Genomic DNA, 14,421 nt, shown 5'->3' with positions numbered 1-14,421 from the left:
ATTACACCCGCTCAAACGATTCGACACGTGCGCCGGCAGGCAGAGCACCTGCTTTGGCCAGCGCTTTCATGCGCTCGCCTTCGATGCGCGCCACTTCTTCGGCCGGAACCATGTAGCCCTGGTCGTCACGCGCAGCGTGGCGAACGAAGACAGCGATGGTTGCAACCAGGCTCGCGCCAACCAGCCACCAGATGTGCCAGATGAAGGCGAAGCCGAAGACGGTCAGGAACAGGCCCATGAACAAACCGGTGGAGGTGTTGCTCGGCATGTGGATCGCTTCGTACTTGGCCGCAGGCTTGTAGGCAACACCGGCTTCCTTGGCTTCGTGCCAGGCGTCCAGACCAACCTTCTCAGGCATGTGGGCGAAGTTGTAGAACGGAGGTGGCGACGAAGTCGACCATTCCAGGGTACGGCCGCCCCATGGGTCGCCGGTCACGTCCAGGTTCTGGTTGCGGTCGCGAACCGATACGTACAGCTGGATCAGCTGGCAGGCGATACCGAACAGGATCAGCACGGCGCCGACAACGGCTACGTACAGGTAGGGTTCCCACAGTGGGTTGTCGGAGTGGTTCAGACGACGAGTCATGCCCATGAAGCCCAGGGCGTACAGCGGCATGAACGCTACGTAGAAGCCCGAGATCCAGAACCAGAAGGCAGCCTTGCCCCACTTCTCGTTCAGGGTGAAACCAAAGGCTTTCGGGAACCAGTAGGCGAAGCCGGCGATGTAGCCGAATACCGCACCACCGATGATCACGTTGTGGAAGTGAGCAATTACGAACAGGCTGTTGTGCAGCACGAAGTCAGCACCTGGAACAGCCAGCAGAACACCAGTCATGCCACCGATGGAGAAGGTGATCATGAAGCCCAGGGTCCACATGATCGGCGCGGTGAAGCGCAGACGGCCCTGGTAGATGGTGAACAGCCAGTTGAACAGCTTCACACCGGTCGGAATGGAGATCAGCATCGTCGCCAGGCCGAAGAAGGTGTTGACGCTGGCGCCGGCACCCATGGTGAAGAAGTGGTGCAGCCATACAGCGAAGCCCAGCACGGCGATGGCGCCCGATGCGTAGATCATCGAGTGGTGGCCGAACAGACGCTTGCCTGCGAAGGTGGAGGTAACTTCCGAGAACACACCGAAGGCCGGCAGGATCAGGATGTAAACCTCAGGGTGACCCCACGCCCAGAACAGGTTGACGTACATCATCGGGTTCCCACCAAGCTCGTTGGTGAAGATGTGGAAGTCCAGATAACGGTCAACAGTCAGCAGAGCGAGTGCAGCGGTCAGGATCGGGAAGGAAGCCACGATCAGCACGTTGGCCCAGGTGCAGGTCCAGGTGAAGATCGGCATGTCCATCAGTTTCATGCCAGGTGCGCGCATCTTCATCACGGTGACGAGGAAGTTCACGCCGGTAAGCGTCGTACCCAGGCCTGAGAGCTGTAGCGCCCAGATGTAGTAGTCGACACCCACCCCAGGGCTGTACTGAATGCCCGCGAGCGGCGGATAGGCAACCCAGCCGGTCTTGGCGAATTCACCAACGCCCAGCGAGATGTTGACCAGCAGCACGCCTGCCAGCAGCAGGTAGAAGCTCAGGGAGTTCAGGAACGGGAAGGCAACGTCACGTGCACCGATCTGCAGAGGAACCGCCAGGTTCATCAGGCCGGTGAAGAACGGCATCGCCATGAAGATGATCATGATCACACCGTGAGCGGTGAAGATCTGGTCATAGTGTTCAGGCGGCAGGTAGCCTTCGGAGCCACCGGTAGCGGCAGCCAGCTGGGTACGCATCATGATGGCGTCGGCAAAGCCGCGCAGCAGCATGACCATCGCGACGATGATGTACATCACCCCGATTTTCTTGTGGTCGACAGTCGTCAACCACTCGCTCCACAAGTAGGTCCACTTGCGGAAGTAGGTGATAGCACCGACGACAGCGATACCACCGAGCGCGATCATGGCAAGCGTCACCATGACTATCGGCTCGTGATAGGGTATCGCCTCCAGGCTTAGTTTACCGAACATCTCTTACTCCTCTGCACCGGCAGCTGGTTGCATACTCGATTCCACACCCTTGGTAGTGGCCAGATCTTTGCTGCCTGCTTCTTCGTGGCTCGGACGACCGCGGTTCATGCCTTCGTACTTGTCGACGATCAGCTGGAACTGGTCAGGCGAAGCCTCGCTATACAGCGCGACTGGGTTGTTTTCGCTTGGTTTGGCCAAGGCGTCGTATTCGGCCTTGTCCAGCTTCTTCGGCGACTGCTTGACCTCGGCGACCCACTTGTCGAAGTCTTCCTGAGAGGTGGCAGTAGCCTTGAATTTCATGCCGGTGAAGCCAGCACCGCTGTAGTTGGCGCTGATACCGTCGAACTCGCCGTTTTCGTTGGCGATCAGGTGCAGCTTGGTGGTCATGCCGGCCATGGCGTAGATCTGGCCGCCCAGGCCCGGGATGAAGAACGAGTTCATCACGGCGTCGGAAGTGACGCGGAAGTTGACCGGAGTGTTAGCCGGGAAGACGATCTTGTTGACCGTGGCAATGCCCTGCTCCGGGTAGATGAACAGCCATTTCCAGTCCAGTGCGACCACGTCGATCTGCACCGGCTTCACATCGGAATCCAGCGGACGGTACGGGTCCAGCTTGTGGGTGGAGTGGTAGGTGAAGTAGCCCAGGGCGATGATGATCAGGATCGGGATGATCCACACCGCGGCTTCGATCTTGGTCGAGTGCGACCAGTCGGGGGTGTAGGTGGCAGCCTTGTTGGAAGCACGGTACTTCCAGGCGAAAACCACGGTCATGATAATGACAGGAATCACCACCAGCAGCATCAGGCCGGTAGCGATCAGGATCAGGTTCTTTTGCTCAATGCCGACCTGACCTTTCGGGTCGAGCAGGGTCCAGTTGCACCCACTGAGTAAAAGCATGCCTAAAAAGGGCAATATGCCAAACAGTCTGGGGTAACGCTTTTTACTCATCTCACGACCTCTAGATCAGCTTGCTTCAATGCAATTTGTGTTTTGGTAGCCAGCACTTCGTCCTGCCAAGTGAGGCATTTCGCGCCCGAACTCGCTCCTGCCCGGGGTCCGACTGCAGGACCTTGGCGTCAAGCGGGTTAGCGGTGCTTATGGTTTCGTAGGCAACAGGCCTGTACTTCAGACCAAGTCCATTTGGTGCGGGAAAACGCGGAGGGGGATCCGCCCGGTATCGCCGTTGGGCGAAACTTGACGAAGTCAGCAAAAAGGAGCGCTGAGGCTTCCTTCAATCCTGCGACTCGCAAGCAGTGCCGAACGGAAATTGGGGGCGATTGTAGATAGGTCGCCAACCCTTGACTATGACTTATTGAGCAACAGTCCTTTACAGAATCTGCAACAATACCGCTCAAAAATTCAACTTCGCGACAGTTTGTCGCACCCCGCTTGATAGGCCCCAAAGCCGCATTCTGCAAGGCCTCCGGGTTGATCTGGATCAAGCGGTGAGCGAATTTCCCCTCTTCTCATGCGGCGTAAAAGACCACATGCCATTCGGTACTTTTGTCTAAGCCTGGCGTCGGTTGCGATAGATCCCGAGCGGAACCAGTACAGCCGTAAGGACGAACGCCACCAGTGCCCATTGCGCCAGCGACAGACCGAGGATCGGCGGGTACGGCGTGCTGCAGAAGCCGTCGACCTGGAACACCAGCGGCCAGAGCTTGGCCAGCGGCAGGTCGTCCACGATCGGCTGCAAGGTGTCGATGCCGCAACTGACCATGGGGTTGGCGAGTATATACACATGGTTGCCGGCCGCAACGATTCCGCCGATGGCGCTGAGCACCACCAGTGCCTCGAAGAAGGTGAGGCTACGGCGCCCGGGCATGGCCGCAGCGATGAAGGCGAACACGGCGATGAACAACAGCGCATAACGTTGCAGGATGCACAGCGGGCATGGTGCCTCGCCCAGGACTATCTGCATGTAGAGGGCGCCACCGATCAGCGAAATGCAGATCAGGCCCAACAGTACCAGAAAGCGCCGTTCCCGATTCAGGCGCGATGTTTGTTCGTTCATTGCCGGTTCCTTCGATGGATAGTGGCAGCGTGATCTGCCTGCCTGGCGCAATTCTACACGCTGGGCAGGACCTTTGACGTGCCGAGGAAGCGGCGTGATAACGCTGCGCGGGGCTATCCGGTGTGGCTGAGACCGGCCGCAACGACGTCGGTTCAACGCCGTGCGGCAAAAAAGCGGCTGACCGGGTGCCGCGCAGGAGCAAGCCCCTCGACACCCGGGAGTGAAGGATACCGTGATTAAAGGAGGATTAAAGATGAAAGCTGCGCAGCCGCTTTCATCTCTCCTTTATATATAGGCAGGAAGGTGAAGTGTGGCCCAGCGGCTGGGATGAATACGATGTAAGCCTGTACCGGCCTCTTCGCGGGTAAACCCGCTCCCACAGGGATCGCGCAGGCATTGAAATCTGCGCGATCCCTGTGGGGGCTGGTTTGTTGAAAACCACTAAATTTCCCACAGATCCCCACAAGGTTTGAAACCTGTGCGGTCCCTGTGGGAGCGGGTTTACCCGCGAAGAGGCCAGTGCAGGCGCTACATCACTCCAGCGCAGCCGCCGGCCCGAAGAACTCGTAGCGGCTCTGCTGCTCTGGCACACCCAAGCCCTTCAGCTGGCGCTTGACCGCAGCCATGAAGCCCTTGGGGCCGAGGAAGTAGGCATCCACGTCTCGCTCTTGCGGCAGCCACTCGGCCAGCAAGTCCTCGCTCAGCAGGCCCACGGCATCAGCCGCGGCATCATCATGCGGTTCGGCATAGCAGTAGAAGCGCTTGAGCTGTGGGTGACGCTCGGCCAGCTCGTCGATCCAGGCGCGGAACGCATGCACGGCGCCGTTACGGGCGCAGTGAATGAAATGCACCTCACGCTGGGTTTGCAACGCCGCCTGCAACATTGGCAGGGTCGGAGTAATACCCACGCCACCGCTGATCAGCACCAGCGGCTTGTCGCTCGCCGCCAGGGTGAAATCGCCAGCCGGCGGGAACAGCTGCAGGGTATCGCCCACCGCCAGCACATCGTGCAGGTAGTTGGAGACCTTGCCACCCGCCTCGCGCTTGACGCTGATGCGGTATTCCTTGCCGTCGCACAGTGCCGACAGGGAGTAGTTGCGGCGCTGCTCGGCGCCGTCGATGTCCAGCTTCAGGCCGATGTACTGGCCAGGCTCGGCCTTGAGCACCGGTTTGCCATCCACCGGGGCAAAGTAGAACGAAACGATTTCGCTGCTTTCCTGCTCACGGCGCACCAGGCGGAATTCGCGGGTGCCGCGCCAGCCGCCTTCGGCTTCTTCCTTCTGTTTATAGAGGTTCTCTTCCGCGCCGATCAGGATGTCGGCCAACTGGCCATAGGCCGCGCCCCAGGCGTCGATCACGGCGGGAGTGGCGATTTCCTTGCCCAGCACTTCTTCGATGGCGCGCAGCAGGCAGCTGCCGACGATCGGGTAGTGCTCCGGCAGAATCTGCAGGGCAACGTGCTTGTTGATGATCTGGCCGACAAGGCCGCCAAGCTGCTCCAGCTGGTCGATGTGGCGGGCATACATCAATACCCCGTTGGCCAGGGCGCGCGGTTGGTCACCGCTGGCCTGGTGGGCCTGGTTGAACAGCGGGCGCACTTGCGGGTACTCGCTGAGCATCATCTTGTAGAAGTGGGTGGTCAGCGCTTCGCCGCCGCTTTCCAGCAGGGGGACAGTGGCCTTGATGATTGCACGTTGTTCGGCATTGAGCATTGCAACAACTCCTGAGCCTGTGGCTTCAAATGACTGCCCGAGCTATTACACCAATCATGCCAACTCTTATCTCCAGCAAAATCAGGGGTTTGACACAGGTCATGTCAAAACGACCCACCTCGACGTATAGTCATATCGACCCACAGGAGTCCATATGACCACGAAGCCCCTGCTCACCACCCTGCTGCCCCTGGTCAGCGACCTTTCCCGCGACCTGCCCGACCAGGAACGCTATCGCCGCCTGCTGCAGGCCATGCGTGGGTTGCTGCCCTGCGATGCCGCCGCGCTGCTGCGCCTGGACGGCGAATGGCTGGTGCCGCTGGCAGTGGACGGCCTGAGCCCCGATACCTTGGGCCGGCGCTTCCGAGTCAGCGAGCATCCACGCTTCCAGATCCTGCTAAGCAGCCGGGAACCCACCCGCTTCGCCAGCGACTCCGAGCTACCCGACCCTTACGACGGCCTGGTCAACGCCCCTGATGCCAACCTGGAAGTACATGACTGCATGGGTTGCCCGTTGATGGTCGACGAGCGCCCTTGGGGCCTGGTCACCCTCGATGCCCTGACCCCCGGGCAGTTCCAGAGCCTGGAGCTGGGCGCTCTGCAGGCCTTCGCCAGCCTTGCCGCCGCCACGGTAACCGTGGCCGAGCGCATCGAGCACCTGGCCCTGCGCGCGGAAGACGAACACCACCGCGCGGAAATCTACCGCCAGGCCAGCGGCCAGGACAAAGAGCTGATTGGCCAGAGCCCCGCGCACAAGCGCCTGGTCGAGGAAATCCGCCTGGTCGGTGGCAGTGACCTGACCGTACTGATAACCGGTGAGACCGGCGTCGGCAAGGAGTTGGTGGCCCAGGCCCTGCACCAGGCCAGCAACCGCGCTGACAAGCCGTTGGTCAGCCTCAACTGCGCCGCCCTGCCTGACACCCTGGTGGAAAGCGAACTGTTCGGCCATGTACGCGGAGCCTTCACCGGCGCCCATGGCGAGCGCCGCGGCAAGTTCGAGCTCGCCAACGGCGGCACACTGTTCCTCGACGAAGTCGGTGAACTGCCACTGACGGTGCAGGCCAAATTGTTGCGCGTACTGCAGAGCGGCCAGTTGCAACGCCTGGGCTCGGATCGCGAACACCGGGTGGATGTGCGCCTGATCGCAGCCACCAATCGCGACCTGGCAGCAGAGGTGCGTATTGGCAACTTCCGCGCCGACTTCTACCACCGCCTCAGCGTATACCCGCTGCACGTTCCGCCGTTGCGCGAACGTGGGCGGGATGTGCTGCTACTGGCTGGCTACTTCCTCGAACAGAACCGTTCGCGCCTGGGCCTGAACAGCCTGCGCCTGAGCAGCGAAGCCCAGGCCGCGCTGCTGGCCTACGACTGGCCAGGCAACGTACGTGAACTGGAACATCTGATCGGCCGCTCGGCGCTCAAGGCGCTGGGCCAACATTCCGACAGGCCACGCATCCTCACCCTGGAAGCCATCGACCTGGACCTGCGCGCAACCGCAACGCCCGGCACCCCGCCCTCCCCTGCTGTGCCCTTGCCGGCGGCACCGCTACCCGAAGGGGGCCTGCGCGAAGCCGTCGACGACTACCAGCGCCAGCTGATCGAGGCCTGCCTGCAGCGGCACCAGGAAAACTGGGCAGCGGCTGCCCGGGAACTCGGCCTGGACCGCGCCAACCTTAGCCGCCTGGCCCGTCGGCTGGGGCTGCGCTGAGTTGGAATCCTGGGGGCGCTTTGCGCCCCATCGCGACACAAGGCCGCTCCTACAAGGGACCGCGCCCCCCCCTGTAGGAGCGGCCTTGTGTCGCGATGGGCTGCAAAGCAGCCCCACAATCCCCACACCCGCTAAAGCCCGACCAAACCAGGCCGATAACCGGTTATTCCCCTGTTCCCCACGAAGGTCACCATGGCCACGCAAAATGCCCGCGCGGACTCGCTGTCCCTGCTGCTGTTCACCCTGCGCAGCGGCAAGTTGATGGCAATCAACCTGCTCAAGGTCAGCGAGATAATCCCCTGCCCACCGTTGACCAAGCTGCCCGAATCGCACCCCCACGTGAAGGGCGTGGCAACCCTGCGCGGCAATTCGCTGTCGGTCATCGACCTGTCCCGCGCCATTGGCGAACGGCCGCTGGCCGACCCTGACGGCGGCTGCCTGATCGTCACCGAGATCAGCCGCTCGCGCCAGGGCCTGCATGTGCAGGCGGTCAGCCGCATCGTGCATTGCCTGAGCACCGACATCAAACCACCCCCTTATGGCTCGGGCAGCCGCTCGTTCATCACCGGCGTGACCAGGGTCGACAACACTCTGGTGCAGGTGCTGGACATCGAAAAAGTCATCCACGCCATCGCCCCGCCGGTGCCCGAACCGCATCACGCCACCCTGAGCGAGGAAGACGCCAGCCTGCTGGCCGCCGCCAATATCCTGGTGGTGGACGACAGCCAGGTAGCCCTGCAACAGTCGGTGCACACCCTGCGCAACCTCGGCGTCGAATGCCATACCGCGCGCAGCGCCAAGGACGCCATCAACGTGTTGCTGGAGCTGCAGGGCACCGCGCAGGAAATCAACGTGATCGTCTCCGACATCGAAATGAGCGAAATGGACGGCTACGCGTTCACACGCACCCTGCGCGAAACCCCCGACTTCCAGCACCTGTACATACTGCTGCACACCTCGCTGGACAGCGCGATGAGCAGTGAAAAGGCGACCCAGGCCGGGGCCAATGCCATCCTCACCAAGTTTTCCTCGCCAGAGCTGACCGATTGTCTGGTGGTGGCGGCGCGCGCCGTGGTGTTCGCCGAGCGCTGATATATTCGGAGACAAACTCCCCGGCTTGCCGTCGGGGTCGAGTCGGGCATAATTCGCCCCCCTCGCAAGTAACTTGCCGGAATCCGTATGAAGTTTTTCAGCTCTATCCTGATCAGTTTCGCCCTCTTCAGCGGTATCGCCCAGGCCTCCAGCAGCCAGGCCTGGAACGAGCAGCGCCAGCAGATGCTCAAGTCTTGCCTGGCCGCCAGCCAGTTCAAGGATGCTCACGCCCGCAGCAAGCCCGCCGAGTTCGATGACCAGGTCGGCATGAGTGCCCTGCTGATCGAAGGCGTCTACCCCCAGAAGCACATGCAGCAGCGTACCGGCACCGAGCTGTGCCTGTACGACCGCCAGCACCAGCGCGCCTTCGTCAGCGAGTGGAGCCCGGAGGTCAAGTGACCGACAGCCTGCGTTTCGCCTGTACCGGCTGCGGCAAGTGCTGTACCGGCCACCACGTGCCCTTGACCCTGGCCGAAGCGCGCCGCTGGGCGGACAACGACGGCCAGGTGGTGGTACTGATCGAAGCCTTCGTGGCGGACGGCCGTGGCATGCCGGTAGAGCAGCGTGATCATGTGCTGCGTCGCTCCCATCCCGTACCCTGCGGCGACAGCGAGGTACGCGTCTCGGTGACCTTTGCCGCCTTCAACCCCGGGCGCTGCCGCAACCTCGACGACAACGACCTGTGCACCATCTATGACCAACGGCCGCTGGTCTGTCGCATCTACCCGGTGGAAATAAACCCGCATATCCCGCTGCGGCCAGGCAGCAAGGACTGCCCGCCGGAAGCCTGGCAACAGGGGCCGGAGCTGATTCACGGCAGGCAACTGGTCGATGCCGGGCTGGAGGCGCTGGTGCAGGCCTCGCGCCAGGCCGACCGCGATGACATCGCCGCCAAGGTGGCGGTGTGCCAGGCGCTGGGCATGACCACCAGTGCGCTCAAGGGCAACGGATTTACTGCCTACCTGCCTGACATGGGGGCCTTCCGCGCGGGTCTGGCGCAGGTACCGGAGGCTGGCCTGGCACAGTGGACCCTGCACGTGGAGGACGCGGCGCTGGTGGCGAGCTTGCAGGAACATGGTTTGCGCACCACCAATGAGCCCCCGGTGTATTACGCTTTCATCAGCTTCTAGCTATGCCTCGGCGGGGGCAACCGCCTTGCACAGCAACCAAAGCCTGCCGCGGTCCCTGTGGGAGATTACCCAGCCCTTTTGGGCTGCGCTGTCGCGCAGAGAACAAATATCGCTCGTCTGACGCGGCCTTTGTAGGAGCAGCCTTGTGCTGCGAAGAGGCCGGTACAAGCAACAGACAGGCTTTGTCAGTACCGGCCTCTTCGCAGCACAAGGCTGCTCCTACAGAACCTCGCCGAACCAATGAGTCATGTGTTGTTCTATGAGAGCGGGCGTGCCCGCGAACACCGGCACAGCCGTTGCCATCCACCGCGTTGCATTCTTCGCGGGCATGCCCGCTCCCACAGGGGTCGCAGTTCGCATGCCAGATGTGTGATGGAGGCGCAGGCAATTCTGACAGCGCTGTCAGCCAGCGGTCACGCTGCCGACCCGGTTCGGGGGCTATAAGATTGAATACAGCCACTTCCCTCCCCTATGGCCAAGGTGCCCGCACCGATGCGACGTCCGTCCCGCCCTGTCATCCTCGCCGCCCTGGCGCTCATGGTCCTGGCGGTAGCGGGCCTCTGGTTCGGCCAGCGCCAGCCAGCACCTGCCACCCGCGCGCAAACCGCCATCCCGGTGCGCGTGGTCAGCGTCGTCCAGCAGAACGTGCCGCGCTATGCCAGCGCCATCGGCTCGGTGCTGTCGCTGCACAGCGTCGAGGTGCGCCCGCAAGTGGAGGGGGTACTGACCCAGGTGCTGGTCAAGGAAGGCCAGTGGGTGAAGGAAGGTGACCTGCTGGCCACCCTCGACGATCGCGCCATCCGCGCCAACCTCGACCAGGCACGTGCCGAACTTGGCCAGAGCCAGGCGCAGATCCAGGTAGCCAACGTCGACCTGCAGCGCTACCGCCTGCTGAGTACCGACAACGGCGTTTCGAAGCAGACTCTCGACCAGCAGCAGGCCCTGGTCAACCGCCTGCAAGCCACGGTCAAGGGCAACCAGGCGGCCATCGCCAATGCCGAGGTGCAGCTGTCGTACACGCAGATCCGCTCGCCAGTGACCGGCCGGGTGGGCATTCGCAACGTCGACCCCGGCAACCTGGTGCGCACCAGCGATACCCGCAGCCTGTTCAGCGTCACCCAGATCGACCCGATCGCCGTCGAATTCGCCCTGCCGCAGCAAATGCTGCCAACCCTCCAAAGCCTGCTGAAGGCGCCCACCCCGGCACTGGTGCAGGCCTACATGGATGCCGACGGCGAACGCAGCCTGCTGGGTGAAGGCCACCTGGCACTGATCGACAACCAGATCTCCGCCACCACCGGTACCGTGCGGGTAAAGGCCGAGTTCGACAACAAGGACGGTCACCTGTGGCCCGGCCAGTTGGTCACCATCCGCCTACGCACCGCAGTGGAAGAAAACGCCCTGGTAGTGCCGCCCCCGGTGGTACAGCGCGGCGTCGACGGGCACTTCGTCTACCGCCTGGACGGTGACAAGGTCACCAGCGTGCCGGTCAAGGTGCTGTACCAGGACAGCGGGCTGAACATCATTGCCGGGGTCAAGCCGGGCGAGCGCCTGGTGCTCGATGGCCAGTCGCGACTCAAGCCAGGTTCGCGGGTCGAGGTGGCCCCCGATGCCCCCGCGCCGTCGGAAATGGCCGACCGGCGGAGCCAGCCATGAACACGCGCAACGGCGTTTCGGCCTGGTGCATCGACCACCCCATCGCCACCCTCCTGCTGACCTTCGCCCTGGTGCTGCTGGGGGCCATCGCCTTCCCGCGCCTGCCGGTGGCACCACTGCCGGAAGCCGACTTCCCGACCATCCAGGTCACCGCCCAGCTGCCCGGCGCCAGCCCGGAAACCATGGCCTCGTCAGTGGCCACGCCGCTGGAAGTGCAGTTCAGCGCCATCCCCGGCATGACCCAGATGACCAGCAGCAGCGCACTGGGCTCGACCAACCTGATCCTGCAGTTCACGCTCGACAAGAACATCGACACCGCCGCCCAGGAAGTGCAGGCGGCCATCAACACCGCCACCGCGCGCCTGCCGCAAGACCTGCCCAACCCGCCGACCTGGCGCAAGGTCAACCCGGCCGACAGCCCGGTGCTGGTGCTGACGGTCAGCTCCAGCCAGATGCCTGGCAACGACCTCAGCGACTACGCCGAAACCCTGCTCGCGCGCCAGCTGAGCCAGATCGACGGGGTCGGCCTGATCAACATCACCGGGCAACTGCGCCCGGCGATCCGCGTGCAGGCGCAACCCGAGAAACTGGCCGCCATCGGCCTGACACTGGCTGACTTGCGCCAGGCCATCCAGCAGACCAGCCTGAACCTGGCCAAGGGCGCGCTGTACGGCGAACACAGCGTTTCGACCATCGCCGCCAACGACCAGTTGTTCCATCCCGACGACTACGCCCAGCTGATCGTCTCCTACCGTGACGGTGCACCAGTGCACCTGAGGGACGTGGCAAAGGTGATCAATGGCGCCGAGAACGCCTACGTCAAAGCCTGGTCCGGCGACCAGCCCGGGTTGAACCTGGTGATTTTCCGCCAGCCTGGCGCCAACATCGTCGATACCGTGGACCGGGTACTGGCTGCCCTGCCCAAGCTGCAGGAGATGCTGCCAGCCTCGGTCGAAGTGTCGGTGCTGCAGGACCGCACCCAGACCATCCGTGCCTCGCTGCATGAAGTGGAGCTGACCCTGATGATCGCCGTGGCCTTGGTGATCGGGGTGATGGCGCTGTTCCTGCGACAGTGGTCGGCGACCATGGTGGTGTCCAGCGTGCTTGGCGTATCGCTGATCGCCAGTTGCGCGCTGATGTACATCTTCGGCTTCAGCCTGAACAACCTGACCCTGGTGGCCATCGTCATCTCGGTGGGCTTCGTGGTCGACGATGCCATCGTCGTGGTGGAAAACATCCACCGTCACCTGGAGGCCGGCGACGACAGCCGCACGGCAGCGCTCAAGGGCGCCGGGGAAATCGGCTTCACCGTGGTGTCGATCAGTTTCTCGCTGATCGCCGCGTTCATCCCGCTGCTGTTCATGGGCGGCGTGGTCGGCCGGCTGTTCAAGGAGTTCGCCCTTACCGCCACTGCCACCATCCTGATTTCGGTGGTGGTCTCGCTGACCCTGGCGCCAACCCTGTGCGCACTGTTCATGCGCCGCCCGCCCGGAGAGCACAAGGGCGGCTTCGGCGAGCGGCTGGTCAGGTGGTACGAAAAGGGCCTGGACCGCGCCCTCGCCCACCAGCGTCTGACGCTCGGCGTGTTTGGCCTGACCCTGGCCCTGGCGGTGGCCGGTTACGTGGGTATTCCAAAGGGCTTTTTCCCGCTGCAGGACACCGGCTTCATCCTTGGCACCAGCGAGGCGGCGGCGGATGTGTCGTACCCGTCGATGATCGAGAAGCACAAGGCGCTGGCCAAAATCATCGAGGCCGACCCGGCGGTGCGCGCGTTCTCCCACTCGGTGGGCGTCACCGGCAGCAACCAGACCATCGCCAACGGCCGCTTCTGGATCGCCCTCAAGCCCCGTGGCGAACGCGATGTGTCGGCCAGCGAACTGATCGACCGGCTGCGGCCCAAACTGGCCCAGGTGCCAGGCATCGTCCTGTACATGCGTGCAGGCCAGGACATCAACCTTAGCTCCGGCCCGTCGCGTACCCAGTACCAGTACGTGCTCAAGAGCAACGACGGCATGGCACTGAACCTGTGGACCCAGCGCCTGACCGAGCGCCTGCGGGAAAACCCGGCGTTCCGCGACCTGTCCAACGACCTGCAACTGGGCGCCAGCGTCACCCGCATCGATATCGACCGCCAGGCCGCGGCACGTTTCGGCCTGACCACCACCGACGTCGACCAGGCGTTGTACGACGCCTTCGGCCAGCGGCAGATCAGTGAATTCCAGACCGAGACCAACCAGTACAAGGTGATCCTCGAACTGGATGCCCGCCAGCGCGGCAAGGCCGAAAGCCTCAACTACTTCTACCTGCGCTCGCCGCTGACCAACGAGATGGTGCCGCTGTCGGCAGTAGCCCATGTAGCGCCGCCCAGCACCGGGCCGCTGTCGATCAGCCACGATGGCCTGTTCCCGGCGGCCAACCTGTCGTTCAACCTGGCCCCGGGCGTGGCCCTGGGCGATGCGGTGACCATCCTCGAGCGCACCCAGCGCGAGCTCGGCATGCCCGACTCCATCAGCGGCAACTTCCAGGGCGCGGCCCAGGCCTTCCAGAGTTCGCTGTCGAGCCAGCCGTGGCTGATCCTGGCAGCGCTGGTGGCGGTGTACATCATCCTCGGCGTGCTGTACGAAAGCTTCGTCCACCCGCTGACGATCATCTCCACCCTGCCCTCGGCCGGCCTCGGCGCGCTGATCCTGTTGTGGGCCTTGGGCCAGGACTTCAGCATCATGGGGCTGATCGGCGTGGTGCTTCTGATCGGTATCGTCAAGAAAAACGGCATCCTGCTGATCGACTTCGCCCTGGAGGCCCAACGCCGCCAGGGCTTGACCCCGGAGCAGGCGATCCACCAGGCCTGCCTGACGCGCTTCCGGCCGATCATCATGACCACCCTGGCCGCCTTGCTCGGCGCGGTGCCGCTGATGTTCGGCTTCGGCACCGGTTCCGAACTGCGCCAGCCACTGGGCATCGCCGTGGTTGGAGGCCTGCTGGTGAGCCAGGCGCTGACGCTGTTCACCACCCCGGTCATATACTTGGCCCTGGAGCGCCTGTTCCACCGCCGCCAGGCCGCCCGTGCGGCGGCGCCCAGTGCCAGTTAG

At 63.2% G+C, this 14,421-nt stretch carries 10 protein-coding genes; 6 read left to right on the top strand and 4 right to left on the bottom strand.

Annotated features, from left to right (window positions below):
- Position 1: 1 nt before the first annotated feature.
- The 4 genes from cyoB to hmpA all read right to left on the bottom strand — a co-directional run bounded on the left by cyoB (position 2) and on the right by hmpA (position 5,746).
- Complete coding sequence (gene cyoB, locus ACK56M_RS04770) at positions 2-2,020, bottom strand: cytochrome o ubiquinol oxidase subunit I (RefSeq protein ID WP_013970980.1); 2,019 nt, start codon at positions 2,018-2,020, stop codon at positions 2-4.
- Between the two features lie 3 nt (positions 2,021-2,023).
- A complete protein-coding gene (gene cyoA / locus ACK56M_RS04765) occupies positions 2,024-2,968 on the bottom strand; it encodes a ubiquinol oxidase subunit II (protein ID WP_015268993.1) in 945 nt (314 codons plus the stop codon).
- Between the two features lie 559 nt (positions 2,969-3,527).
- A complete protein-coding gene (locus ACK56M_RS04760; protein ID WP_039613829.1) occupies positions 3,528-4,034 on the bottom strand; it encodes a disulfide bond formation protein B in 507 nt (168 codons plus the stop codon).
- Positions 4,035-4,567: 533 nt separating this feature from the next.
- Positions 4,568-5,746 (bottom strand): NO-inducible flavohemoprotein, encoded by a 1,179-nt coding sequence (gene hmpA, locus ACK56M_RS04755; protein ID WP_100413253.1) that lies wholly within the window; start codon positions 5,744-5,746, stop codon positions 4,568-4,570.
- A gap of 154 nt (positions 5,747-5,900) precedes the next feature.
- Here hmpA and norR point away from each other — a divergent pair, with 154 nt between their 5' ends.
- From norR to ACK56M_RS04725, 6 genes are all read left to right on the top strand, one after another.
- Complete coding sequence (gene norR, locus ACK56M_RS04750) at positions 5,901-7,454, top strand: nitric oxide reductase transcriptional regulator NorR (RefSeq protein ID WP_100413252.1); 1,554 nt, start codon at positions 5,901-5,903, stop codon at positions 7,452-7,454.
- Between the two features lie 192 nt (positions 7,455-7,646).
- Positions 7,647-8,546 carry a chemotaxis protein gene (locus ACK56M_RS04745; RefSeq protein WP_015268990.1) on the top strand — a complete coding sequence of 300 codons (900 nt, stop codon included), beginning with the start codon at positions 7,647-7,649 and terminating at the stop codon, positions 8,544-8,546.
- Between the two features lie 87 nt (positions 8,547-8,633).
- Complete coding sequence (locus ACK56M_RS04740) at positions 8,634-8,945, top strand: hypothetical protein (RefSeq protein WP_015268989.1); 312 nt, start codon at positions 8,634-8,636, stop codon at positions 8,943-8,945.
- Positions 8,942-9,676 carry a YkgJ family cysteine cluster protein gene (locus ACK56M_RS04735; RefSeq protein ID WP_015268988.1) on the top strand — a complete coding sequence of 245 codons (735 nt, stop codon included), beginning with the start codon at positions 8,942-8,944 and terminating at the stop codon, positions 9,674-9,676. The genes ACK56M_RS04740 and ACK56M_RS04735 overlap by 4 nt, the downstream gene beginning before the upstream one ends.
- A gap of 492 nt (positions 9,677-10,168) precedes the next feature.
- A complete protein-coding gene (locus ACK56M_RS04730; RefSeq protein WP_096009903.1) occupies positions 10,169-11,332 on the top strand; it encodes an efflux RND transporter periplasmic adaptor subunit in 1,164 nt (387 codons plus the stop codon).
- Complete coding sequence (locus ACK56M_RS04725) at positions 11,329-14,421, top strand: multidrug efflux RND transporter permease subunit (protein WP_085720791.1); 3,093 nt, start codon at positions 11,329-11,331, stop codon at positions 14,419-14,421. Before ACK56M_RS04730 ends, ACK56M_RS04725 begins: the two co-directional genes overlap by 4 nt.

The sequence above is a fragment of the Pseudomonas sp. s4 genome (genome assembly GCF_046764235.1).
Classification (GTDB): Bacteria; Pseudomonadota; Gammaproteobacteria; order Pseudomonadales; family Pseudomonadaceae; genus Aquipseudomonas; species Aquipseudomonas asiatica.
This window is presented reverse-complemented; position numbering and strand designations above follow the sequence as displayed.

Coding starts and splice junctions, on each gene's coding strand:
- norR (WP_100413252.1), top strand. CDS start 5,901: ATGACCACGAAGCCCCTGCTCACCACCCTGCTGCCCCTGGTCAGCGAC.
- hmpA (WP_100413253.1), bottom strand. CDS start 5,746: ATGCTCAATGCCGAACAACGTGCAATCATCAAGGCCACTGTCCCCCTG.
- ACK56M_RS04730 (WP_096009903.1), top strand. CDS start 10,169: ATGCGACGTCCGTCCCGCCCTGTCATCCTCGCCGCCCTGGCGCTCATG.
- ACK56M_RS04725 (WP_085720791.1), top strand. CDS start 11,329: ATGAACACGCGCAACGGCGTTTCGGCCTGGTGCATCGACCACCCCATC.
- ACK56M_RS04745 (WP_015268990.1), top strand. CDS start 7,647: ATGGCCACGCAAAATGCCCGCGCGGACTCGCTGTCCCTGCTGCTGTTC.
- cyoB (WP_013970980.1), bottom strand. CDS start 2,020: ATGTTCGGTAAACTAAGCCTGGAGGCGATACCCTATCACGAGCCGATA.
- ACK56M_RS04740 (WP_015268989.1), top strand. CDS start 8,634: ATGAAGTTTTTCAGCTCTATCCTGATCAGTTTCGCCCTCTTCAGCGGT.
- ACK56M_RS04760 (WP_039613829.1), bottom strand. CDS start 4,034: ATGAACGAACAAACATCGCGCCTGAATCGGGAACGGCGCTTTCTGGTA.
- cyoA (WP_015268993.1), bottom strand. CDS start 2,968: ATGAGTAAAAAGCGTTACCCCAGACTGTTTGGCATATTGCCCTTTTTA.